The sequence below is a fragment of the Marinomonas sp. genome (assembly GCF_965225885.1).
Lineage (GTDB): Bacteria > Pseudomonadota > Gammaproteobacteria > Pseudomonadales > Marinomonadaceae > Marinomonas.
The window spans coordinates 3,468,526-3,493,787 of the sequence record NZ_OZ245329.1 but is presented as its reverse complement, the minus strand read 5'-3'; the positions used below and the strand labels follow the sequence as shown (position 1 = coordinate 3,493,787).

The window sequence follows — 25,262 nt, the reverse complement described above, 5'->3', positions numbered from 1 at the left end:
GCTTGGATGACACTGTTCCGCCAATTAATGATGACGATTATTGCCATATTCTCATTGATGCTTGCCGTGGTGATGGTCATAAACTTTAATACCACGAAAGGTTATTTGATCGGTCAGTTGGAATCGACGACCCAAGACTCAGCAACATCCTTGAGTATGTCGGTATCTGATTTTATGGCCTTAGAAGATTATGCATCCGTTGAGAGTAGCATTAACGCTGTGTTCGACAGTGGTTATTTTTCTGAAGTACGCATTCATGTTTATGATACAGATAAGGATATCACTCGCTCCAATGAGACCAAAATAGACGGTGTACCGACCTGGTTTATTGATCTAATTGACTTTAAGGTACCCGTGGCCAAAGCCATCATTTCAAATGGTTGGAGTGAGCTTGGGCAAGTCTACATAACGGGCAGTGCTGGCTATGGTTACAATCAGCTTTGGCTGGCCTCAAGAGATTTGCTGGTGTCATTTTTTGTGATTGGTGCAATCACTCTTATTATCGGTAGTTTTGCGTTACGTTATTTATTCCGTCCTTTGGCTGAACTTGAAAAACAGGCAGAATCGATTCAGCAGCGTCGTTTTATTAAAACCATTGCTGTGCCTAAAACACGAGAATTAAAGTCTGTTGTTTTATCAATGAACCGGATGGCTGAGAAACTAGAAAAAGAATTCGCTTCTGAAGTTGAAACGGCTCAATGGCTGCAAGCCAAAGCCTTTAAAGATCCGGTTAGTGGATTAGGCAACCGGCATTTTTTTGAGAGCCAAATGAAATCACATTTTGCTGAAAGAGAGCGTGGCGTAGATGGTTTGGTTCTGATTAGTTTAGCGGATTTGGGTAAGTTAAATAATGAGCGTGGCTATGAATCGGCGGATATGTTTATCCAATCTGCCGCTGATATTTTAACCAAAAAAGTGTCGACGCTGTCTTCTTTTTCTACTTTAGCCCGTTTATCTGGGGCGGATTTTGTTCTACTTATTCCTAATTTTGATCACAGTCAGCTTACTAAAGTAGTCGATGAAATTCTGACTGAGCTAATGGAATTGAATACGGCCAGCATTAGTTATTCTGTTGCTGTGGCTAATGTTGGTGCGGTGACTATAGATGGCTCAGTAGAGCGTTCAAGTGCCATGTCCCAAGCGGATGCAGCTTTGCGTGAGGCAAAACGGGAAGGCAGCAATACGAGCAAAGTGTTTGATCTGAATATGGGCCAAAATATGGCCATTAGCAGAACGGCTTGGAAAGACATATTAGAATCTGCTATCCATCATCGATCCTTTAAGCTCAAGAAGCAGAAAGTTACGACCTTGGATGAGTTGCCTGTAGTTCTTCATGAAGAAGTCTTTATGGGCTTGGAGCACGCAGGTAAAGAATATCATGCTGGTTATTTTATTGGCTTGGCTGAACAGTTTGATTTAGGAAGTCAAATTGACCAAGTCATAATTAGTCGAGTGATAGAGCACATTAAGTCGAGGCAGTTAACAGTACCATTAACTGTCAACTTGTCCGTTTCCTCTTACGCCAAGCCAGCTTTTATTGAGTGGTTGAGTAAAACGTTAAGCCATCTTAGTGCAGATGTAAAAAATAAGCTGATGTTTGAAATCTCAGAACAGAGTGTTTTGATTGAAGAAGCACAAGCCAATGAGTTGGCGCAGATGTTGAAAACGCAGCATGTTTTATTTGGCATTGATAATGTGGGCAAGCAATTTTCAGCTTTTCAATATCTGCAAACGTTAATGCCAGATTATGTCAAAGTGGATTCTTCTTATACACGAATGGCTGCGGGTAAAGAGTCTGAATCTTTCTTCATGCATACCTTATGTAAAATGTTTAATAGCTTAAATATTGAAGTGATTGCGACAGGTGTGGAGAGCGAGAAACAATTGATTGCGCTTAAGCGTTTTGATGTTTCTGGTGGTCAAGGCTTCCTGATTGGGCGTGCGCAAGATATGTAGGTGTTATGACTACTTATCTTGCTTGCAAAGTGAGGAGTGTTAAATCAACGCGTCCTTTTAGATCAACACGTCTTCGTCGTCGCCTTCGGCAATACCGCTATCCGTCATTAAGCCTTCGTCATGGTTACTGTGTACGCCACGCACCCATTTTCTACCAAGCAATTTCTTCTGTGCCGCTAATGGCAATTCGGTAAATTGAATCAGTCTTTTTTCTGTCAATAAATCGACAAGATCTTCAAGTATCCTCATCATTTCAGCATCTGAACTTTCCAATATTTCTTGGGTGCTGGTACTGGCAGTGGTGAACTTTTTTTCTAATATGCTAGCAACCGTCGGATCATTTGGTGCAACCAGTAATTTGAACTCATCTGATTGAGATGTGGCGACATCAATAATTACACCATTGTCATTGACTTTTGCGTATAGCATGTTGTTTTCCTTCTGTGTTTCAATTTGTAGTAAGGCAGTAAGTTCGCTTCACATATTACTTAATAAACACTATTCTAGACCATAATTAGTAGGTTATTTGTTTGTAAATAAACAGATTTTCGGCAGTTTTAGGAGAATATAGAGTATGTCTGACTCTGGTCGTTCAGAACAGAACTCTTCGTCACCTTCAGAAAATGATTCGTATGAAGAAAATGAAATCACTAATGAATCAGACGAGGGGGAGGCGGATGCAAAAAATGAAGAGAGTTCTAAAGAGAATGCGGATCAGTGGAATACACAAGGTGCTTCGTTAGAATATCCTAACCCTCTGTTAGATTGCTTAGTGCTATTAAGTAAATATGACCCTGTAACAGATTCTGTGTAACTACCATTTAGTTAAGGTGCTTTTCGAGTCGCTCCTCGAACTCAATAATAAATCGACTCATCGCTTGGCGCCAGTTTTGAATGGGCATTGTCCATTTTTTACTGGCCTCTCTAATGGCAAGATAAACCATTTTCCTCGCAGAATCGTCGCTTGGGAAGACTTTACGTTTTTTAATGGCTCTACGGATGACACTGTTCAGTGATTCAATAGCGTTCGTTGTGTAGATCGCTTTGCGGATATCGTCAGGGTAACTAAACAGTGTATTAAGATTATGCCAGTGATTGCGCCACGATTTGGTGATTTGCGGGTATTGATCGTCCCAGACGCCTGCGAAACGATCTAACTCCAACAAGGCTTCTTCTTCCGTTGCAGAGCGGTAAACTTGCTTTAAGTCCGCCGTCACCGCTTTGTAGTCTTTCCATGATACATACTTCAATGAGTTGCGTACCATATGCACGATACACAGTTGAATGCTGGTTTGTGGGAAAACGGCATTGATGGCTTCTGGGAAGCCTTTTAGACCATCAACACAAGCGATGAGAATATCTTCTACACCACGCTGCTGAAGCTCAGTGAGGACGTTTAGCCAGAACTTAGCCCCTTCGTTCTCAGCAATCCACATGCCCATGAGTTCTTTATGACCGTCGGTGTTGATACCGAGTGCCAAGAAAATCGATTTATTGATAACACGCTTATCTTGGCGGATTTTCAACACAATACAATCAAGATACACAATGGGATAGATGGCATCCAAGGGGCGTGCTTGCCATTCAGTTACTTGCTCGATCACCGCGTTGGTAACACGTGATACCAGTGTCGGAGATATCTCAGCACCGTACCATTCATCGAAGGCATTGACGATGTCTCGGGTGCTCATACCTTGCGCGTAGAGCCATAGGATTTTATCGTCCATGGAAGTAAAGCGGGATTGGTGCTTTTTGACCAGCTTTGGTTCAAAAGAACCTTCGCGGTCACGAGGCGTATCCAGTTCAAACTCACCATCTTCCGTCTTAATACGCTTACTGTTCTTACCATTACGACTGTTGGTTGACGAGGATTTTTGATGTCTCTCGTAACCCAGATGCTCATCCATCTCTGCATTCAAGGCCGCCTCAACGGTAATCTTCTTCAGCATTTGGCTAAATTCGTTAAGATCCTCAGGCGTTTTAATGCCTTTGGCGGCTTCTTTTGCGAAGGCTTCCAGTTCTTTTTGGTTCATTTGCATCTACCTATCCTTAATTCTCTATAGAATATGTTGTGATAGGTAGTTACACAAAATTAGTTACAGTCTCGTAAATATTTTTATAATCCTTATACTTCTGATGGCATTGCTGCTGGTTTACCTATTACCGACAATGCCATGACGCCAGAACTTTTTCAGCGCGCAGCTAAGCGTATTGGTATTAGTACACGCTTTGTTAAGCGATCTCTTTCCAAAATCCCAGATATGGTCATGCCTACAGTATTGCTGCTAAAAGATCAGCAAGCCTGTATTTTGCTTGAATTGGATAAAAAGCAAGGTACTGCAAAAATCCTTCGACCAGAGTCGGGTGAAGGGGAAATTACGCTTTCTATCGATAAACTTGCCGAGTCTTGTACTGGCTATTGTTTCTTTGTTCGCCCTTTGTATCAATTTGATAAACGCTCTGAAAAAAGCGACGAAAAAGAAGGCAAAAAAGGGCATTGGTTCTGGGGGACAATTTCGGGCTCTTGGCGAATTTATCGAGACGTATTTATTGCGTCTTTATTGATTAATATTTTCGCGGTCGCCAGCCCTCTTTTTGTTATGAACGTTTATGACCGGGTTGTGCCGAATAACGCCTTTGACACGCTTTGGGTGTTGGCCATCGGTGCAGTTGTTGTATATTTATTCGATTTCTTATTACGAACCTTGCGAGCTTATTTCATCGACATTGCTGGTAAAAAATCCGATATCTTGATATCAGCGGCTATCTTTTCCAGAGTAAATAACATCACCATGGCATCGAGACCTAAGTCTGTTGGGGCTTTTGCTAAGAACTTACAAGAATTTGAAAGTATTCGAGATTTCATCACATCGGCGTCTATCACCACCTTGGTTGATATTCCTTTTATGTTTTTGATTATTGGCGTGATTTGGCTAATCGGCGGTCCTGTTGGTTATATTCCCATTGTCACCATTGCGCTGATCATCCTTTACAGCGTCGTCATTCAAATTCCATTACGTCGATCTATCGAAGAGGGGCAAAAAACGGCATCACAAAAAAATGCGGTTTTGATTGAAAGTTTGTATAACGCGGAAAGCGTTAAGCTTAATAATGCCGAAGGCGTGATGCAGAAACAGTGGGAAAATGCCGTTGGTAATATTGCTGATTGGGGAGTGAAAACTCGTCAGCTGTCACAATCATCGTCTTCTTTTGCAATGGTGGCTCAGCAGCTAACGACCGTTATTATTGTTATTGTTGGGGTGTATCAAATATCTGAAGGCAATATGAGTATGGGCGCATTGGTGGCATCTGTTATGTTGACCGGAAGGGCGCTTGGCCCTATGGCGCAAGTGGCTGGCTTAGCGACGCGCTATAACCAAGCAAAATCCGCGTTTACTTCTTTAAACGAAATCATGTCTTCGCCAGTTGAAAATCCTGATGACGTTAAATTTGTTCATCGCCCAGTGTTTAAAGGTGATTTTCAATTTGAAGCGGTTAACTTCGCTTATCCTGATCAAGAACAAGCCGCAGTCAGTGCTATAAATATTAATATTAAGCATGGCGAAAAAGTCGCCATTATTGGTCGAATTGGCTCAGGTAAATCGACCCTTGGTAAATTAATGACCGGGCTTTATACGCCAGATAGCGGCGCAATAAGAATTGATGGTGTGGATCTGCGCCAAGTAAACCCAACTGATTTGCGTCGAAACATTGGCTCAGTATCGCAAGATGTGAATTTATTCTACGGCTCTATCAAAGACAACATCGTAATGGGTGTTCCTTATATGGAAGACGATGCCATTATTCGAGCGGCAGATTTGTCTGGTGTGTCTGAATTTGCCAATCGTAAGCCGAGTGGTTTAGACAGCATTGTAGGTGAACGTGGTGCTTTGTTATCTGGAGGCCAACGACAAAGTATTGCTATCGCAAGGGCACTACTTTTTGATCCACCTATTTTGATTTTGGATGAGCCGACAGCTTCGATGGACAACACCACAGAAGCACGAATGAAACGCCGCTTAATAGAAGGGGTGAAAGACAAAACCCTTATTCTGATTACACATAAGGCCTCTATGCTAGACATGGTTGACCGTATTATCGTTATGGATAATGGTCGCTTGATTGCTGATGGTCCAAAAGCGCAAGTGCATGAAGCGCTTCGTCAAGGCAAGTTGAAGGTCAGTTAATAATGAGTAATAAAAATTCGATTTCACAACATGATTTAGAGTACCTAACAGACCGAAATGCTGCTTTGATGTTGAAAACACCTCGTGGTGGCAGAATTATTCTATGGGTAATTTTTATCTTCGTTGCAGCTGCTTTGGTGTGGGCGAATTATACAGAGCTAGATGAGGTTACCGTTGGTGAAGGGAAGGTCATTCCTTCTAGCCAAGTTCAACAGATCCAAAACCTTGAAGGCGGCATCTTAAAAGAGATTAATGCCAAAGTAGGTCAAGTGGTTGATAGCGGCCAAGTGTTGATGACGATAGAAAATACCGAGGCGTTGTCATCATTGCGTGAGCAGCAAGCGGAGTCTATTAATTTAAAAGTTCGAGCAACGCGCCTTCAGGCGGAATCTTATGGTGTTAAGCCCGAGTTTGACCCTGAAATTATGAAAGATTACCCATTGGTGGTGAATCGTGAACTGGATTTGTACAAAAATCGATTGGAATCTTTACGGACTAATCAGGTTGGCTTTCAGCAGCAAATAGAGCAAAAGAAACAAGAAATCGTTGAGTTACAGGCAAAGCTAGACAATCTAAAACAAAGTTATGCTTTTTCGAAAGAAGAGCTAGCTTTGACTCGACCTGCATTTGAGCAAGGTGCTGTGTCTAGGGTTGAGCTTTTACAGCTTGAGCGCCAAGTGAATCAGTTGCAGGGGGATTTGGAAGCAACTCAGTTAGCCATTCCTCGTGCTCGCTCGGCCTTAAAAGAAGCGCAAAGTAAATTAGATGAAGGCGAAGCAAAATTCCGAGCAGATGCTCAAGAAGATCTAACCGGTGTAAAAAGTAAGCTGGATCAGTTGCGTGAAAGTAATGTTTCCCTTGAAGATAAAGTGTCAAGAACACAAGTTCGCTCACCAGTAAAAGGCATTGTAAAGCAGATTCAAATTAATACGGTTGGCGGTGTCATTAAGCCAGGGATGAACTTACTTGAAATTGTACCGATAGAAGACTCTTTGTTGATTGAAGCAAAAGTTCGTCCTGAGAATATTGGTTTTATTAAGCCTGATCTGAGTGCAGTGGTGAAGCTGTCAGCCTATGATTTTGCCATCTTTGGTGGTTTGCATGGTGTGGTGGAAAATATCAGTGCCGATACCATTCTTGATGAAGAGGGAAACAGCTTTTATCTAGTTAGAGTAAGAACAGATAAAAACTATTTAGGAACTAAACAGGCACCACTGCCAATCATTCCAGGTATGCAGGCGACAGTAGATATTATTACCGGTAAGAAAACCTTATTGGATTACTTGTTAAAACCTATTTTAAAAGCAAAACAAAATGCGCTTCGTGAGCGGTAATTACAAAAATCTTTCCAAGCATAATGAGTAGTAACAAATGTTAACAATTCATTATTATTTGCTGGTTAGAATAGTACATCGCACTTGATTAGGACGAGACTTATTTTGAAAACTTTGTGTTGGATTGCTGATGACGCCGTATGGAAACATTGGAACCAAGTAGTCAGTGTGGGTGCCTCATTAGTTCGAGTGGAAACATTGGATGAGGTGTATCAAGCATTAGAAACTACTGAGTCCGGTTTCCAATACTGCTTTATTTATTTAGAAGATAAATCTTTTTCTAAACAGGTGGAGGAAGTGGTTGCGCTTTGTGCTGCTTTCCCAAAACAAAAAGTCATCGTATTTCCTAACCAAACAAACCAAGCCGCTGCACTGCGATTATTTTCCGTTGGAGTGAGCGGGCAATGTGCGCCTTACATCGGTAAAGAACAACTTTCTTTGGTGTTATCAGTTGTTGACTCAGGCGAAATATGGGGCGGAAAAGCCTTTATTCAACAGCTTATTATGCAATCTTCTGCACCTGCAGAGATCCATAACGATGAATTGGATGACTTGTCTGAGCGTGAGTTAAATGTTGCTCAACATGTTGCAAAAGGCTTATCTAATAAGCAAATCGCACTCGAAATGGATATTACGGAGCGGACTGTAAAAGCTCATTTAACGTCTATTTTTAAAAAGACTCACACCAAAGACCGTTTGGCTTTAGCACTGCTTGCACAGACTAGATATGCCGTGCGTTAATCTAGCTCATAGATGTTGGACATTCGCACTGATTCTGTTTGTAGCTATTATTCTAGAGTCACTTTTCTAGCTAATCATTCTTAAATGGCTCTGTTTTGAGCCATTTTTGTCACTAAACTCTTAAAAAACAGTGTGTCGAAATGGCGCATATCTTGCATTTTATCTGAGAATGACTTCACGTTTTTAAGAGAATGCACCATGCCTGCGCCCCCAGAAAAAGAATTAACCGTGATGCTTGTTGATAATGAGCCCGCACGAGCAGCCATTGTAGAACAAGCCATGATTGATAGTGGTTATCGCGTTATTAGACGACTGGAAAATGCCAAGAATCTAACGGAAGCAGTAAACGAATTTCAACCAGATATGGTCATTATTGATATCGAATCTCCAGATCGAGATATGTTGGAAAACATGTCTCGACTGACCAAAGATAATCCTCGTCCTATTGTGATGTTTGCCGAAGAAGATGATTCCAGACACGTGGAAGCCGCTATTCGAGCGGGTGTCAGCGCCTATGTGGTTGATGGTGTTAACAGTGGTAGCGTGAAAGCTTTACTGCAAGTTGCCATTGCTCGGTTCCGAGAGTTTCAGGCGTTAAGATCAGAATTAGAATCTGTAAAAAGCCAGCTCGAAGATCGTAAGCTGATAGATAAAGCAAAAGGTTTGATAATGAAACATCAAAAATGTGATGAGCCCGCGGCCTATCAAGCGCTTCGGAAGCTAGCGATGGATCGTAGTCAACGAATGACTGATGTTGCTCGAAATATCATATCAGTGATGGAATTGATGGGAGGTTCAAAATGAACCTGATACAGCAAAACACTGTTATTCAAACTAGCGAGCCTGTTCGTATTGGTTTTATTCCATTGATCGATTGTGCGCCTTTTGTGATTGCCCAAGAAAAAGGCTTTTTTATTCAAGAAGGCGTGGATGTGGTGTTATCTAAAGAAGCATCTTGGGCAAGTATTCGCGATAAAGTGGCTTTCAATTTGCTTGATGGCGCTCATATGTTGGCGTCTATGCCGATTGCGGCCAGTTTGGGGGTTGGCACCATTAAAACGGCCATGCAAACCAGCTTTACCGTCAGTCATAATGGTAACGGCATTACTATTGGTAATGCTTTGTACGAAAAGCTACAGCATTATGCCGAGTCTTCCGTAGATATTCGAACTGGTGTGGCATTGAAGAAATTACTAGATGATAGAGATGTTGATGCTGCTCCGCTGCGTTTTGCAATGGTTTACCCTTACTCATCCCATAACTATCAGCTAAGAGATTGGCTAAGCCGAGCTGGAATTGATTCCGATAAAGATGTGCAAATAGTCGTGGTTCCACCTGTAAAAATGCTTGATAGCTTAAGGCAGGGTGATATCGATGGTTATTGCGTCGGCGAACCATGGAACAGTCTTGCGGTGGAGCAAGGTATTGGGCATATGTTGGTTACGGGTTATGAAATTTGGGGTAGTACGCCAGAAAAAGTATTTGGCGTGAATTCCTTATGGGCCGAACAAAATCAAGTCGTGTATTTATCCATTATTCGCGCCTTAGAAAAAGCCTGTTTGTGGGTAGATGAGCCGAGTAATCAAACTGAGTTGTTGAGTATCTTAAGTCATCCAGATTATTTAAATTGCACCTTAGAGCAGCTGGTTTATGGTTTCAGTGCTATTAAGCCAAAAGGCCAGTTTGATTGGCCAATGAAAGCTTATCAGCGTTTTTCTGGTCGCGAAATTAATAAACCTTTGCCGAGTTATGCTTTGTGGATTATGGCGCAAATGCATCGCTGGCAGCAATTGGGTGATATTAAATCGTTGAATGAAGTGGCGGCGCAGGTTTATCGGCAGGATCTTTATAACAAAGCATTAGGTTTACCTGAAGATAATGAAAGCACGGATTGGCATTTGTCTGTTGAGGATGAGTTAACTTGGCTGGACTCTGTTGCTTCAGGAAAGATACGCTTGCATCCAGATGGTATTTTAAACGGTTTTGCTAAGTAGTTTGTACGAAGTGTTTGTGTGTCTTATTTTAGTGCGCCCTGCCTGATAATTGGGCGAAGACATTTGTTATACGCGCTGAATTATTTTTATCTAGATAATGAGATTAGTAAAAAAACTTTTAAATCATTAGGTTAGTTTTGTTGGCATACTGTGTGCTTTACAAAAAACATAGATTTTTTTAAAAAATTGGTGAAATTAGCAACGATAGTTAATTGTCACCCTCATTATTGATAATCCAATGTAGGGTTTTCTTTGAATGGCAAAGGCGCCTGCGAACACATTTTTGTGATTCGCATGCGCCTTTTTTGTTTTTGTACTTTTTAACCCCTTAAGCGGAGTGTGACTATGAACCTAAGATTTTTGAAAACGGTAATTCCCCTGCCGACATTCGTTAATGTCACTCAAAAAGTTAGTCTTTCTATATTGTTGGGCTCTGCACTTTTGTCTGTAACGGCTCATGCTGAGCTAGGCTATGCAGAAAAAGAAGAGCTTAAATTTGGTTTTATCAAGTTAACCGACATGGCGCCATTAGCCATTGCTTATGAGAAAGGTTATTTCGAAGACGAAGGTTTGTACGTCACCTTAGAAGCGCAAGCAAACTGGAAAGTTCTACTAGATCGAGTAATTGACGGTCAGTTAGACGGCGCGCATATGTTAGCGGGTCAGCCACTTGGTGCAACTATTGGATACGGCACGAAAGCCCACATAGTGACGGCTTTTAGTATGGATTTGAATGGTAATGGCATTACAGTCTCAAACGATGTTTGGGATGAAATGAAGAAAAATATTCCCAATGGCCCAGATGGCAAGCCGGTTCATCCAATCAGCGCCAGCGCTTTAAAACCTGTGATTGATGGTTATAAAGCACAAGGTAAACCCTTCAAAATGGGCATGGTATTTCCTGTTTCAACACATAACTACGAGCTGCGTTATTGGCTTGCTGCTGGTGGCATTCATCCTGGTTACTACGCGCCAGCCCGAGGCGACACCAGTGGTCAAATTAACGCCGATGCTTTGTTGTCTGTGACACCGCCGCCACAAATGCCAGCCACCATGGAAGCGGGAACGATTTCCGGCTATTGCGTTGGTGAACCTTGGAATCAACAAGCCGTGTTTAAAGGCATTGGAGTACCAGTCATCACAGATTATGAAATCTGGAAGAATAACCCTGAGAAAGTCTTTGGTGTCAGCAGTGACTGGGCGGAAGAATATCCCAATACTCATATTCGTGTTGTAAAAGCCATGATTCGCGCAGCGAAATGGTTAGATGAAAACAACAACGCTAATCGTCCTGAAGCGGTAAAAATACTCTCTCGTAGCCAATATGTTGGTGCCGATTACGATGTTATTGCTAACAGTATGACTGGCACATTTGAGTATGAAAAAGGTGATAAGCGTGAAATACCCGATTTCAACGTTTTCTTTCGTCACCACGCAACTTATCCCTATTACAGCGATGCGATTTGGTACCTAACGCAAATGCGTCGTTGGGGGCAAATCGCAGAGCCAAAATCCGATGAATGGTTTATGAAAACCGCGAAGGATGTTTATCGCCCAGATATTTATGCGCAAGCCGCAAACGCCCTGATTGAAGATGGTGTGATGTCTGCAGATGAGTTTCCTAATTTTGATAAAGAAGATGGTTTTAAGCCGCCACAAAGTGAATTTATTGATGGTGTCATGTACGACGGTAAGCATCCAAACGATTATCTGAAGCGATTTAAGATTGGTCTAAAAGGCGACGATCAGGTCTAAACCAAACTAGATAAAGCGGCTGCATAGTGTGTCGCTTTAAGCATTAAATTGAGTGAGAAAAAGATGATGATATCAAACATAACTATGGCTTCTTTAAAGGAAAAGATCAGTGCATTTTCTTTGAAGGGGGTTTTACTGCCTGTCTTTGGAATCGTAGCTTTCATCTTATTGTGGCAAGCCGGAGCAAGTCGAGTGCATACCTCTTTGGGTGAATTTCCTGGGCCTGTTGTGGTGTATCAACAATGGAATAGTCTCGTGGCAGAACATCAGAGAGAGCGTGTAAAAGAAGACAAATTTTATGTGCGTCAAGAAGAGCGCATTGCTGAGCGCCAAGCCAAAGATCCAAGCTATGCTGGTACGTTAAGAGATTACACAGGTAAGCCTACTTTCTTCGATCAAATATTTACCAGTCTTTATACCGTATTGGCTGGTTTTGGCTTGGCTAGCCTGATCGCCATTCCGTTAGGGATTTTAATTGGTCTAAATCGCTCTGTTTACAGTGCCTTGAATCCGGTTATTCAAGTGTTTAAACCGGTTTCGCCGCTAGCATGGTTGCCTCTGGTTACTATGGTGGTGAGTGCCAGTTATGTGTCGGATGATCCAATGTTTTCGAAATCCTTTTTAACGTCCATGTTCACTGTCACCTTGTGTTGCATGTGGCCGACCTTGGTTAATACAGCGGTGGGTGTGGCCGCGGTAGAAAAAGACCTACTTAATGTCTCAAAAGTATTGCGCCTTGGTTGGGTGACACATGTCATGAAGATCGTCATTCCGTCAGCTATTCCTCTGATGTTTACCGGTCTACGTTTGTCATTGGGCATCGCTTGGATGGTGTTGATTGCGGCGGAAATGTTGGCGCAAAACCCAGGGTTAGGAAAGTTTGTTTGGGATGAATTTCAGAATGGTAGCTCGAATTCATTAGGTCGAATCATGGTGGCGGTGTTGATGATTGGTTTCATCGGCTATTTGTTAGACAGAGTCATGCTGACCGTCCAGCGTTTTGTTTCTTGGGATAAAACTCAGGTATTGCGCTAAGTAGATTTTCATTAGAACCAGATTGGATTGGAGAGAAACATGGCAACACATTTAGACATCAGTCATATATCGATTGAGTTTCCAACGCCAAAAGGGCCGTTTAAAGCACTGGATAACGTCAGTTTAAAAATTGAGAAAGGTGAGTTTGTTTCTCTCATTGGTCATTCTGGCTGCGGTAAATCGACGGTTCTTAACATAGTGGCAGGTTTATACGACGCAACGGAAGGCGGTATTTTACTGGATGGTCGAGAAGTAAAAGGGCCAGGTCCCGAGCGTGCGGTAGTTTTTCAAAATCATTCTTTACTGCCTTGGTTAACCTCTTACCAAAATGTTGAATTGGCGGTAAAGCAGGTTTTTCGTAAAACCAAATCAAAGAAAGAAATGCATGACTGGATCATGCATTTCTTAGAGCTGGTGCATATGACCCATGCCGCTGATAAGCGCCCAGATGAAATCTCTGGCGGTATGAAACAGCGTGTCGGTATTGCTAGAGCCTTGGCGATGGAACCAAGCGTGTTATTGATGGATGAGCCTTTTGGTGCCTTGGATGCCTTGACTCGTGCACATCTTCAAGACTCTTTGATGGAAATTCAAAAAGACCTTAACAACACAGTGATTATGATCACCCATGATGTGGACGAAGCTGTGTTGTTGTCGGATCGTATTGTGATGATGACTAATGGCCCAGCAGCAACAGTAGGGGAAATTCTGCATGTTGATCTTGAGCGTCCTCGTGAACGTCTGGCCTTAGCGAATGACCCAAGGTACGTGGATTATCGGACCCAAGTGTTGACCTTCTTGTATGAAAAACAGCGCAAAGTAGAGCCAATTCAGCCCGCTGTGAAAAGTAAAAAAATGGCCGCTAACGCCAAGGTCGCTAATGCCTAGTCTTCTCTCTCAATCGGAGAAACGCCATCTCGTCATTGTTGGTGCTGGCATGGCAGGCAGTAAATTGGCGCATGATTTACGACAAGTGTATGGGCATCTTTACCAGATCGTTTTGATCGGAGAAGAGTCTAAGGTTGGCTACAACCGAATCATGCTGTCTTCTTTATTAGCGAACGATATTTCTCCCGCAGATATGTCATTAGTTGATACGCAAAAAATGCAAGATGACGGGGTTCAGATCCTCTCAAATGATTCAGTTACAAGTTTGGATTTAGAAGCAAAAACCCTGACTTTATCAAGCGGACAAGTCATTACTTATGACCAGTTGGTGCTAGCGACTGGTTCTCGGGCAAGCGTATTACCAATTAAAGGTGTATCGGCTTCTAATGTAATGGGTTTTCGTACTTGGGAAGATGTGGATGTCATGACCCAATTAGAAGGTCGACGATCTGTTTGTGTGATAGGTGGTGGATTGTTGGGTCTAGAAGCCGCAGTGGGCTTGGTGAAACGCGGTCATAAGGTTGTGGTCTTTCATCGTTCAAATTGGTTGTTAAATCGACAGCTAGACGAAGAATCAGCTGAGCTTTTGCTTAATAGACTTGAGCAAATGGGCATTGAGTTTCGCCTTGGCGAGTCACCTGAGTCCTTTTTGCAAGCGGATGACGGTCGAGTGTCCCATGTGATTTGCCAAAATGGCGAGCCGCTAGCGGTTCACTTGGTTGTTATGGCGGCTGGCATTTATCCTGAAATCGCTTTAGCTAAGTCGGCAGGATTAGCAACCAATCGAGCGATTTTAGTCGATGAACAAATGCAAACTTCTCACCCTGATGTGTTTGCATTAGGTGAATGTTGTGAGTTTGAACAGCAGACCTTCGGATTAGTCGCCCCTATTTGGACACAAATTAACGTCTTGATGAAGGTATTAGTAGGCGAAGAGGCAGCGTTTTTTATAGAGCCGACACCTACCAAGTTAAAAGTGTCAGGCGTGAACCTTTTTTCAGTCGGTAAGATTCAACCCTCAGAAGAAGACAGCTGCATCCTTTTCAAAGATGTTAGCGCAAATCATTACCGCAAACTGGTAGTCAACGATGGCTTACTGGTTGGCGCAATTCTATATGGCAACGTCGCCGATGGGAGCTGGTATTTCCAGCTTATTCAAAATAAGACCAATGTCTCTGAACTGCTTGATTTACTGGTATTTGGCGAAGCGTATTGCTGTCCTCAAGTGGCCTGAATTAAGCCGTTTTAGACGTTGCTAGCCGTAAGGCATGCTACATCAACAAGGGTTACAGCAAGGGGAATATAATGACGTCAACCGTGTCTTTTCTTACCACAAAACCTCATCTCATTGTCATTGGCAATGGCATGGTCGGTCACCATTTTGTTGAGCAAATGATCGCTCAAGGTGGTCATGAAGAATTTAATATTACTGTTTTTGGTGAAGAGCCGTATTTAGCCTATGACCGCGTACATCTAAGTGAGTATTTTACTGGCAAAGGCGCGGTGGATTTGGCAATGACCGATGGCTCTTTATATAACGAACACGGTGTGCGCTATTTTACTAACAGCTTGGTGACCGAGATCGATCGTGCTGCTAAGCAATTGTTATTACAAAATGGTGACTCTCTGTCTTATGAGAAACTTGTTCTTGCAACAGGTTCTTATCCTTTTGTTCCGCCCATTCCGGGGCATAAACGTGATAACACCTTTGTTTATCGTACTCTTGACGATTTAGACGCCATCAGAGCTTGTGCGAAACAAGTCACACGAGGCACGGTTGTCGGTGGTGGTTTACTGGGGTTGGAAGCCGCTAATGCGCTGAAAAATCTTGGCTTGGAAACCAGTGTAGTGGAATTCGCACCGCGTTTAATGCCGGTTCAATTAGACGAAAAGGGCGGTTCCGTTCTTAAAGGAATGATCGAAGGTTTAGATGTGAAGGTATATACCGACACAGCGACGAAAGAGATTATTGATGGTGAGAACGCTTTCCATCGTATGAACTTTGCCGATGGCTCTTATCTTGAAACGGATCTGATTTTATTCTCAGCGGGCATTCGACCACAGGATGCTTTAGCGCATCAGTCGGGTTTAACGGTTGGGGAACGTGGCGGTATCAGTGTGAATAATCATTGCCAAACCAGTGATGAGGATATTTATGCAATAGGCGAGTGTGCGTTGTGGAATAATCGTATTTTTGGCTTGGTTGCACCGGGTTACGCAATGGCGAAATCCGCCGCAGGGCATCTTATGGGTGATGCGGGTGTGACTTTCACTGGCGCAGACATGAGTACGAAACTGAAACTCTTGGGCTGTGATGTTGGCTCTGTGGGTGATGCGCATGCTCAGTCGCAAGGCTGCAAAGTTTTTGTTTATCAAGATGAAATAAGTCAGAGCTATCGAAAAATGGTGGTCTCTGAAGATGGTAAAAAGCTATTAGGTGCTGTCTTGGTTGGTGATAACAGTTATTACGACACCTTGTTGCAATATTACCTCAATGCCATTGATTTACCGGAGCAAGCGCAAGCCCTTATCTTACCTGCGATGGGCGATGCACCAGTTGGCTTAGGTGTGGATGCTTTGCCAGCGACAGCTTCTATTTGTAGTTGTCATAATGTGTCTAAACAAGATATCAATGACGCTGTTTGTAATGGCGCCTTGTCTGTTGGTGATGTGAAAAGCATCACGAAAGCAGGAACGGGTTGTGGTGGTTGTGCAGCGTTATTGAAAAAAGTCGTCGACAACGAATTGTTAGCTTTGGGTGTTGAGGTTAGCACCGATATTTGTGAGCACTTTGCTTATACGCGCCAAGATTTGTACAACCTAGTGAAAGTCGGTGGAATCAAAACTTTTGCTGAATTGTTAAACCAACATGGCAAAGGTCACGGTTGTGAAATTTGTAAACCCGCTGTTGGTTCTATTTTAGCCAGTGTTTGGAACGACTACGTGTTGAAAAAAGAACACATCAGCTTGCAAGACACCAACGATCGTTTTCTTGCCAACATGCAAAAAGACGGGACTTACTCCATTGTGCCACGAATTCCCGGTGGTGAAATAACCCCTGATAGATTAATCGTATTGGGCGAAGTGGCAAAAGAATACGGCTTATACACCAAGGTCACTGGAGGCCAACGTATCGATTTATTCGGTGCTACTTTGCCGCAATTGCCTGAGATTTGGGGAAAGTTAATCGCCGCGGGTTTTGAAACCGGTCAAGCCTATGGTAAGTCTTTGCGCACGGTGAAATCCTGCGTTGGTAGCACCTGGTGTCGTTATGGCGTGAATGACAGTATGAAGATGGCGATTGATCTAGAGAATCGTTACAAAGGTTTGCGTTCGCCTCATAAAATCAAATTTGCGGTGTCTGGTTGTACACGAGAATGTGCAGAAGCTCAGAGCAAAGACATTGGTGTGATCGCGACGGAAGGCGGCTGGAACTTATACGTTTGTGGTAATGGCGGCATGAAGCCACGTCATGGTGATTTGTTCGCCAAAGATTTAGACGATGAAACCTTGGTGAAGTACATTGATCGCGTATTGATGTTTTACACCAAAACGGCAGATCGATTGCAGCGCACTTCCGTCTGGATGGACGGCTTAGAAGGTGGTTTAGATTATCTTAAAGAGGTGGTGATTAACGACAAGTTAGGGTTGTGTGGTGAGCTTGAAACCAGTATGCAGCACGTTGTAAATACCTTCCAATGCGAGTGGAAAACCACGCTGGAAGATCCAGAAGCGCTAAAAACCTTCCGTCAATTTGTCAACTATGAGGGAAGTGATAGCAATGTGGTATTTGTTGAAGAGCGCGATCAAATGCGTCCAGCAACCAAATCAGAAAAACAGCAATTAATTGCGAAGGTGGGCTAATACGATGACGATGCCATGGAAATTAATTTGTAAACAAGAAGATCTGATAGAAGGAGCTGGTGTGGCGGCTATGGTAAATGGCGAGCAAGTAGCGATTTTCTACGTCCCAGAGTCAGACAATAAAGTATTTGCCATTGGAAATTGGGATCCCATTGGCAAGGCCAATGTCTTGTCCAGAGGTTTGGTTGCTCACCTGCAAGAACAATGGGTGGTGGCCAGCCCTTTGTACAAACAGCATTTTGTATTGGCGTCGGGTCAATGCCTTGAGGAAGATATTAGTGTACCTCATTGGCTGGCAAAACTTGAAGGCGGTGAAGTGTTTATTGCCGTTAATTAAAACGGTGCATAGTATTGCACGACTGCACTGTTTAGGCGCTTTGTTGGGTGATTGGTAGGTAGCACTTTCTGGATAACTTAACGGCCAACCCAGAGGGAGCAAGGCATGATCTATTTTATAAGTGTTTTCAGAGTTGGCTTACTAATTGCTTTGTATAGATTACTGATGCACCGTAAACCGACGATGGCTTACACATAAAGCATACAGGTATTACAAAAGGCAACGAGGCCCAATCACTTTTTTAGAAAAGTGATTGGGCCTTTTTTGTTTTTAAAAAAGTTAAAAGCGCGAGGAAGGTCCATGACGACAACAATGAAGACAGCAACCAGTGTAAAAACGACCTGTCCATATTGCGGTGTTGGGTGTGGCGTAAATTTGACTCTTCCACATTCGGCAAGTGAAGCCGTTCCACCTGTGTCTGGTGACTTGGAGCATCCGGCTAATTTTGGTCGTTTATGTGTGAAAGGTAGCAGTCTTGCGCAAACCATTCAATCGGATGATCGCTTAATAACACCTATAGTTGATGGTCATCCTGTTGCTTGGGAATCGGCTATTAAAACAGTGAGCGAGAAAATTGCTCAAGTGATTAAAGATCATGGGCCCGATGCTTTCGCTTTTTATCTTTCTGGTCAGATTCTCACTGAAGATTATTACGTGGCAAATAAACTGGCCAAAGGTTTTATCGGCACAGCCAACGTGGATACCAATTCTCGTCTGTGTATGGCGTCTGCTGTTGTCGGTTATAAGTGTGCTTTTGGCTCAGACACTGTGCCTTGTAATTATGAAGATCTAGAGCTCTGTGATTTATTGATTATGGTTGGGTCAAACGCAGCCTGGACGCATCCCATTTTATATCAACGCATTGCCGCCGCGAAAAAACAACGGCCTAACATGAAAGTGGTGGTGATTGACCCAAGAGAAACAGCGACTTGCGATATTGCGGATTTGCATTTGGCGATTAAGCCAGGAAGCGACGCGGCGATTTTTTCCTTTTTATTAAGTGATTCTGTTCAATCTGGCATTTTGGATGATGACTTTATTGCGAACCACACCAATGGATTTGAGGCTGCTTTAGCGCAAGCGAATGAATCGACACCGAGCCTCTCTTTTACAGCTGATTTTTGTGCTGTTAGTGAGCAAGATTTAACAAGTTTAGCCTGCTGGTGGCGCGACACAGCAAAGACAATCACATTTTATTCTCAGGGGGTGAATCAGTCTTCGTCAGGTGTTGATAAATGCAATGCGATTATTAATTGTCATTTGGCCACGGGGCGTATTGGCAAAGAAGGAGCAGGACCTTTTTCTATTACGGGCCAGCCGAATGCCATGGGTGGGCGAGAAGTCGGCGGTTTGGCCAATCAATTAGCCGCTCATATGGATTTTGCGACACCGGGTGCACAGGATTTGGTGCAGCGTTTTTGGCAAGCGCCGAATATGGCCACAAAGGACGGTTTAAAAGCCGTCGACTTATTTCAGGCCATGGAGGAAGGTAAGGTCAAAGTGGTTTGGATTATGTCGACTAATCCTATGGTGAGCTTACCAGATACCGCTCAAGTCAGGCGTGCGCTGGAAAAATGCGAGTTAGTGATTGTTAGTGATTGCAAGGCTCATACGGATACAACCGTTATGGCGGATGTTTTATTTCCCGCCACAGGTTGGAGTGAAAAAGACGGTACGGTAACGAATTCAGAACGACGTATTTCGCGTCAGCGAGGTTTATTACCAGCACCTGGGCAAGCCAAGCATGATTGGTGGGCAATCTGTGAAGTCGCAAAAAATCTGGGTTTTCAATCGGCGTTTTCTTATCAAAATGTTCATGAGATTTTTGCTGAACATGCGGCTTTGTCGGCGTTTGAAAACAATGGCAAACGTGATTTCGATATCGGTCATTTTAGTCAAATAACCAAGGCAGATTATGACGCTCTTACGCCAGTGCAATGGCCTGTACCAAAAGGTCGACCAGAAGGCACCAAGCGCATGTTCGAAGATGGGCGTTTTTTCACGCCAGATGCTCGAGCGCGATTTGTTGCTATCAAGCCAAGTTTGCCGAAGCACCAAGCTTCACAAGAATGGCCTTTTACCTTAAATACTGGGCGAGTGCGCGATCAATGGCACACCATGACAAGAACGGGCGATGCAGCGTCTTTGGCTAAGCATACCGCACAACCTTATGTGGAAATTCATCCCAAAGATGCGAAACAGTTTGATATCAAGGATAAAGCTTTGGTACGTCTTACTTCGCCGTATGGAGAAGTATTATTAAAAGCTAAACTGAGTCGAGCGGTTGCCTTTGCCAATGTATTTGCGCCTATTCATTGGACTCAACAATTTGCCAATGCGTCTGTGGTATCGAATCTTATCCCGCAAGTAGTTGATCCCTTATCAGGTCAGCCAGAGTCGAAACATGCCCAGGTACAGCTCGAAGCAGTCACAGATATTTGTTATGGGGTGATTGTTTCGGCTGCACCACTTGTATTATCTGACTGTCTATATTGGTGCCAAGTGCCTTCCGAGCAAGGCTATCACTACGAAGTGGTTTGGCCCAAAGGGCAAACACCAGCGTCTTTGAAGGCAATAGATATAGAGCAGGGTAAAGGTTTGGCTGAAAGGGGTGAGTGGTTGGAGTATTTGAATCCAGTGACGGGGCAAATTCGATTGGCAAAGTTGGTTGATCAAACACTGACCTTGCTTGTGTATATGCATCCGCAACCTGAATCCATCATGGCTGATTGGTTAATCTCTAAGTTGGCGATAGATACGTTGTTATCAATACAAGATCGTTTGGCTATTTTGGTGAGCACTCCAGCAAACATTGAAGATAAAGGTGAGATTATTTGTTCTTGTTATCAAGTTGGCAGCAAGCAAATAGAAAAAGCGATTGCGTCAGGTGTTTGTTCTGTTGATGCGTTGGGTGCCGAGCTAAAATGCGGCACCAACTGCGGCTCTTGTCTTCCTGAATTAAAACGATTTATTCCCACTGTGGCGGAGTTATCAGTATGAATGACAGAGCGACTATTAGCGCAGCAGTTAGTACAGCAGTCAGAACGGGTAATGACTTCACTCAATATGTAAAAATCTTAGGTCGTGGAAAGAAAGGCGCACGCAGTTTGACGGCGGAAGAAGCTGAGCATGCCATGAGTTTGATGTTGTCAGGTAAGGTGGCGCCAGAACAATCCGGTGCTTTTTGGATGCTGATTCGAATACGTGAAGAGACGGTAGAAGAAACGGTTGGTTTTACTAAAGCGGCTAGACAGCACTTATCAAACAAAGAAACTTTAGGAATTAAAGTCGATTTGGATTGGCCTGCTTACGCTGGCAAACGCAATGAATTGCCTTGGTTTTTATTAGCTGCGCTCGCGTTAGCCAATACGGGCGTGAAGATTGTTATGCATGGACATACATTTCAGGGGGGAAATCGAATGTATGTGGAGCACACCATTAATCAATTGGGGTTGGTTGTTTGCCATACTAGAGATCAGCTGAAACAAGAACTTAATGAAAAACAGTTCGCTTATATGTCTCTGACATCAATCGACGAACTTTTAGGTGGCATGATGGATCTTAAATATGTGTTGGGCTTGCGTTCGCCGGTGAATACCGTGGTACGTGTGATGAATCCATTCTTTGCCGATCATAGTGTTCATGGTGTATTTCATCGTGGCTATGATCAGCTGCATCTTTCTGCTTGTCAGCAGTTGGGTGACACGTCTGTGTTGGTCTTTCGTGGCGGTAATGGTGAAGCGGAAATAAATCCTGAGCGAGATGTGACTTTGGGTAAATGGCAAAATGGCATGGCGACTTGGTCAGATTGGCCAAAGGCTGAGAAAGAACATAAACGCTTAAAAGACAATTTGGACTTGTCACGATTGACGGATCATTGGCGCGGTGATCAGCTTGATCAATTTGGTGAACAAGCGGTGCGACAAACCATTGCGTCGGTGGCAGGACTTATCTATGGTGTGGCGTCCCATGAAGAGTGTCTTGTTTTGGCGGATGATATTTGGGCCAGACGAGATAAATGGTATTTTGATTCAGTTTTGTAGAAAGAGAAAATAGCATGGCGTTTATATCTTTATCAGCGGCGGTGTTGGCGGGTGGAAAAGCAGAGCGAATGTCGCGTCAGGACAAAGGTTTGCTGTTGTTTCAAGGGGAACCAATGGCCTTGTCGGTAGGGCGAGCTTTGCAACAGGTGGCTGATAGGGTGTTTATTAATGCCAATCGAAATTTTGCAGCTTATGCAGAGTTTGGTTATGACGTAATTGCTGATGAGCAGGCTTATCAAGGAAAAGGGCCTTTGTCTGGTTTATTGACTTGCTTAGCTTTTGCGAAAACCTCACATTTATTGGTCTCGCCATGCGATACGCCTCGCATTAGTAGCGCGGCTTTTGCAAAACTGAAAGAAAGCAGCTTGTTGTCACCAGAGAAAATCTATTATTTAAGTGATGCGTTTGGGACTCATCCTTTACATGCCATTTTACCAGTTTCGGAAGCCTTCGCTTCACTTAAGCTCTTTTTAGGAAGTGATTACCGTTTTAGCGTTATGGCATTTTATGAGAAGTTTGGCTGTCAGTCCGTAGATTGGGATGGAGAGTTGGAACTGCTTAATGTAAATACACTTGAACAGTTGGCTTAATTCAGGAGTTATAGGTTGTTTAGCGAGGTTCTACTGAATCTATGTCTAAATGGTAGGATTCACCGTCTTCTTTGTGTTCCAGTTTGACTAAAAGGTAGTCAAATTTTGGCGCAAACCAAAAAGAGGTTTTTTTGCCGTCTTCTAGGTTATCGGTTCGAATAACCTTAATGGCTGAAACCCGGCCGAGTTTGGTATCAATAGTTTCCATTTTATCGCGTTTAAACTGCCAGTTTTTAAGGTATCCTCCATCGGCAATTTGATAGTCAAAGGTACTTTTTCCTTGCTTTAAATCTTCTCTGACTTGGAGTTGAATGGATAACTTATCAAGTGTATTTACGGGAATTGAAAGATTCCAAGGCTTGTCTTTAACGTCGTTGCGGACGAGATTATTTTCCCAGTCGAAGGTTAATGTCGCGCTTCTTTTGTTACCTAACGCTGAGCTTCTATATTCGTATTTAGACGGAATGATTTGATGATCTTTGACGTGGAATGTTGAGGATTCATCAAGGGAGGCAATTAAACTGTCGGCAGAGAAGACAAACTTCCATAGGTTATCGGACTGTTTGGTTAGAGTTTGCTTACCTTCAACTTTTAGGCTGATGCCTTTCTTCCAAACGGTACTGTAAACCGCTGAATAAGGTTTCAAAAAACTGTCTTGCTGTGATGTAGCGCTTACTTTCGTCGAATAAAGAGAAAGTATGGGAAGACTCATTAACATGACCATTAAATACATCTGGATTTTACGAGTTCTCATACTTTCTCCTACTTTATGATAGAGCTTGATTATACAGAATGCCGCTTTCTGGTAAGGCTTTCTTGTCAAACAAAGCTATTCCTTCTTGGAATGTTAATCTTTCTTCACTAAACCATTTTACTGCTAGTGGGTAAATAATATGTTCTAGAGAGTGAACTTTTTTGGCTAAAGACTCCGCTGTATCTTCTTCTGCTATTTCGGTGCTTGCTTGAAGAATAACTGAGCCAGCGTCCAATTCAGGGCTAACAAAATGCACTGATACACCATGTTCTTTTTCTGCCGCATCGATGGCTCGTTGATGCGTATTTAGCCCTTTGTACTTAGGCAGCAAAGAAGGGTGAATGTTTAGCATTCTACCTTCATAATGTTTCGCAAAGGTTTCAGTTAAAATACGCATGAAGCCTGCGAGAACAACCAGCTTTGGTTCATACTGATCAATGATTGTTTGCAATTCAGCGTCAAACGCTTCTCTGCTATTAAACAACTTATGATCTAGTGTATGAGTTGGTATATCTGCTAACTTGGCGCGTTCTAACCCATAAGCATCTGCTTTATTACTGATTACGGCGCAGATTTTGACATCAAGTTGTCCTTGCAAGCTTTGATCAATCAAAGCTTGCAAGTTACTGCCGCTGCCAGAAATTAAGACAACGATCGGAAAACTCATGCCTGCGTCTCTAGATCAGAGATTAAAACCTCTTTTCCGCTGTTACGAGGGCAAATGTCACCAATGATCCAAGCGTTTTCACCTTCTGCTTTTAGAATGGCAAGTGCTTCGTCTGCTTTGTCCGCATCAATAGAAAGTACCATACCGACACCGCAGTTTAAAACACGGTACATCTCTTCTTGCTCAACATTTCCTTGTTCTTGTAACCAATCAAACACCGCTGGGCGTTTCCAGCTTGTTGCATCGATACGAGCTGCTGCATCTTCAGGAAGAACACGAGGAATATTTTCAAGTAAACCGCCGCCAGTAATGTGCGCTAAAGCATTCACAGAAATGGATTCCATTAGCTTAAGAATGGATTTGACGTAAATACGGGTTGGTTCCATTAACGCATTTTTTAAAGCAATGCCGTCGATATCTTGATTAAGATCCGCTTTGCTTACTTCAAGGATTTTGCGAATAAGTGAGTAGCCGTTTGAATGCGGGCCAGATGAACCTAGTGCAATCAATTTGTCGCCAGCTTTAACTTTGCTGCCGTCAATAATGTTTTCTTCTTCAACCACGCCAACACAAAAGCCAGCTAGATCGTAATCGCCGTCGTGGTACATGCCAGGCATTTCGGCAGTTTCACCACCAACAAGCGCACAACCTGCTTGTAGACAGCCTTCACCAATGCCAGTTACAACGTTTGCAGCCACATCAATATCCAGCTTGCCAGTTGCGTAATAATCTAGGAATAATAGTGGCTCAGCGCCTGCTACTACTAGATCGTTAACACACATGGCGACTAGGTCGATACCAATGGTGTCATGTTGGTTAAGGTCCATTGCTAAACGAAGCTTAGTACCAACACCATCAGTGCCAGAAACAAGAATAGGTTTTTTGTATTTTGTTGGAAGACGTGTCAAAGCACCAAATCCACCCAGACCACCCATTACTTCAGGGCGACGAGTTTTTTTGCTTACGCCTTTAATACGTTCAACAAGTTGATTGCCAGCGTTGATATCAACGCCTGCGTCTTTATAACTAATGGATGGTTTATCCGACTTGGTCATTGCCTATGCCTTATCATGGTACGAGGAAAAAAAGGCATTTTAGCATAGTGGCGCATTAGGGC

Annotated in this window: 20 protein-coding genes and 1 pseudogene; 16 read left to right on the top strand and 5 right to left on the bottom strand. The window is 43.1% G+C overall.

The window, feature by feature from the left end; all coding sequences use genetic code 11:
• Positions 1–6: 6 nt before the first annotated feature.
• The gene (locus tag ACO05V_RS16605; RefSeq protein WP_421853990.1) at positions 7–1,956 is read left to right on the top strand and encodes a bifunctional diguanylate cyclase/phosphodiesterase; all 1,950 of its coding nucleotides are present in this window, start codon (positions 7–9) and stop codon (positions 1,954–1,956) included.
• Between the two features lie 57 nt (positions 1,957–2,013).
• On the opposite strand, the gene ACO05V_RS16600 is transcribed toward ACO05V_RS16605, so the two are convergent.
• Positions 2,014–2,385 carry a hypothetical protein gene (locus ACO05V_RS16600; protein ID WP_421853987.1) on the bottom strand — a complete coding sequence of 124 codons (372 nt, stop codon included), beginning with the start codon at positions 2,383–2,385 and terminating at the stop codon, positions 2,014–2,016.
• A 145-nt stretch (positions 2,386–2,530) separates the two neighbouring features.
• On the opposite strand from ACO05V_RS16600, the gene ACO05V_RS16595 reads away from it, so the two are divergent.
• Positions 2,531–2,770 (top strand): hypothetical protein, encoded by a 240-nt coding sequence (locus tag ACO05V_RS16595; RefSeq protein WP_421853984.1) that lies wholly within the window; start codon positions 2,531–2,533, stop codon positions 2,768–2,770.
• A 7-nt stretch (positions 2,771–2,777) separates the two neighbouring features.
• Here ACO05V_RS16595 and ACO05V_RS16590 read toward each other — a convergent pair whose 3' ends face one another.
• Positions 2,778–3,989: an IS256 family transposase gene (locus ACO05V_RS16590; protein WP_338269659.1), complete on the bottom strand. Its 1,212-nt coding sequence runs from the start codon at positions 3,987–3,989 to the stop codon at positions 2,778–2,780.
• Between the two features lie 75 nt (positions 3,990–4,064).
• Between ACO05V_RS16590 and ACO05V_RS16585 the strand changes: the two are divergent.
• From ACO05V_RS16585 to mobA, 14 genes and pseudogenes are all read left to right on the top strand, one after another.
• A pseudogene (locus ACO05V_RS16585) lies at positions 4,065–6,143 on the top strand (type I secretion system permease/ATPase); the annotation flags it as partial.
• Between the two features lie 2 nt (positions 6,144–6,145).
• A complete protein-coding gene (locus ACO05V_RS16580; RefSeq protein WP_421853981.1) occupies positions 6,146–7,477 on the top strand; it encodes an HlyD family type I secretion periplasmic adaptor subunit in 1,332 nt (443 codons plus the stop codon).
• 105 nt (positions 7,478–7,582) lie between these two features.
• Positions 7,583–8,218 carry a helix-turn-helix domain-containing protein gene (locus ACO05V_RS16575; protein ID WP_421853978.1) on the top strand — a complete coding sequence of 212 codons (636 nt, stop codon included), beginning with the start codon at positions 7,583–7,585 and terminating at the stop codon, positions 8,216–8,218.
• A 198-nt stretch (positions 8,219–8,416) separates the two neighbouring features.
• A complete protein-coding gene (locus ACO05V_RS16570) occupies positions 8,417–9,022 on the top strand; it encodes an ANTAR domain-containing response regulator (RefSeq protein ID WP_421853975.1) in 606 nt (201 codons plus the stop codon).
• On the top strand, positions 9,019–10,212 hold the full coding sequence (locus ACO05V_RS16565) for a CmpA/NrtA family ABC transporter substrate-binding protein (protein ID WP_421853972.1): 1,194 nt from the start codon (positions 9,019–9,021) through the stop codon (positions 10,210–10,212). Before ACO05V_RS16570 ends, ACO05V_RS16565 begins: the two co-directional genes overlap by 4 nt.
• 345 nt (positions 10,213–10,557) lie before the next feature.
• The gene (locus ACO05V_RS16560; RefSeq protein WP_421853969.1) at positions 10,558–11,967 is read left to right on the top strand and encodes a CmpA/NrtA family ABC transporter substrate-binding protein; all 1,410 of its coding nucleotides are present in this window, start codon (positions 10,558–10,560) and stop codon (positions 11,965–11,967) included.
• 63 nt (positions 11,968–12,030) lie between these two features.
• Positions 12,031–13,002: an ABC transporter permease gene (locus ACO05V_RS16555; protein ID WP_421853966.1), complete on the top strand. Its 972-nt coding sequence runs from the start codon at positions 12,031–12,033 to the stop codon at positions 13,000–13,002.
• A 39-nt stretch (positions 13,003–13,041) separates the two neighbouring features.
• Positions 13,042–13,890, top strand: coding sequence for an ABC transporter ATP-binding protein (locus tag ACO05V_RS16550; protein WP_421853963.1), 849 nt, complete (start codon positions 13,042–13,044; stop codon positions 13,888–13,890).
• A complete protein-coding gene (locus tag ACO05V_RS16545) occupies positions 13,883–15,124 on the top strand; it encodes an NAD(P)/FAD-dependent oxidoreductase (protein WP_421853960.1) in 1,242 nt (413 codons plus the stop codon). The genes ACO05V_RS16550 and ACO05V_RS16545 overlap by 8 nt, the downstream gene beginning before the upstream one ends.
• Positions 15,125–15,195: 71 nt before the next feature.
• Positions 15,196–17,754 (top strand): nitrite reductase large subunit NirB, encoded by a 2,559-nt coding sequence (nirB, locus tag ACO05V_RS16540; RefSeq protein ID WP_421853957.1) that lies wholly within the window; start codon positions 15,196–15,198, stop codon positions 17,752–17,754.
• A gap of 4 nt (positions 17,755–17,758) precedes the next feature.
• Positions 17,759–18,091, top strand: coding sequence for a nitrite reductase small subunit NirD (nirD, locus tag ACO05V_RS16535; RefSeq protein WP_421853954.1), 333 nt, complete (start codon positions 17,759–17,761; stop codon positions 18,089–18,091).
• A gap of 300 nt (positions 18,092–18,391) precedes the next feature.
• Entirely contained in the window at positions 18,392–21,091 is a 2,700-nt protein-coding gene (locus tag ACO05V_RS16530; protein ID WP_421853951.1) for a molybdopterin-dependent oxidoreductase, read from the top strand.
• The gene (locus ACO05V_RS16525) at positions 21,088–22,134 is read left to right on the top strand and encodes a glycosyl transferase family protein (RefSeq protein WP_421853948.1); all 1,047 of its coding nucleotides are present in this window, start codon (positions 21,088–21,090) and stop codon (positions 22,132–22,134) included. Before ACO05V_RS16530 ends, ACO05V_RS16525 begins: the two co-directional genes overlap by 4 nt.
• A 14-nt stretch (positions 22,135–22,148) precedes the next feature.
• Complete coding sequence (gene mobA / locus ACO05V_RS16520) at positions 22,149–22,724, top strand: molybdenum cofactor guanylyltransferase (RefSeq protein WP_421853945.1); 576 nt, start codon at positions 22,149–22,151, stop codon at positions 22,722–22,724.
• 19 nt (positions 22,725–22,743) lie between these two features.
• Here the strand turns inward: mobA and ACO05V_RS16515 are convergent, their stop codons facing one another.
• The 3 genes from ACO05V_RS16515 to purM are packed head-to-tail and all read right to left on the bottom strand — an operon-like array spanning position 22,744 to position 25,200.
• Entirely contained in the window at positions 22,744–23,478 is a 735-nt protein-coding gene (locus ACO05V_RS16515; RefSeq protein WP_421853943.1) for a DUF3108 domain-containing protein, read from the bottom strand.
• A 13-nt stretch (positions 23,479–23,491) separates the two neighbouring features.
• Positions 23,492–24,145 (bottom strand): phosphoribosylglycinamide formyltransferase, encoded by a 654-nt coding sequence (gene purN / locus ACO05V_RS16510; RefSeq protein WP_421853940.1) that lies wholly within the window; start codon positions 24,143–24,145, stop codon positions 23,492–23,494.
• Positions 24,142–25,200 (bottom strand): phosphoribosylformylglycinamidine cyclo-ligase, encoded by a 1,059-nt coding sequence (gene purM, locus ACO05V_RS16505; protein WP_421853937.1) that lies wholly within the window; start codon positions 25,198–25,200, stop codon positions 24,142–24,144. The genes purN and purM overlap by 4 nt, the downstream gene beginning before the upstream one ends.
• Positions 25,201–25,262 lie beyond the last annotated feature (62 nt).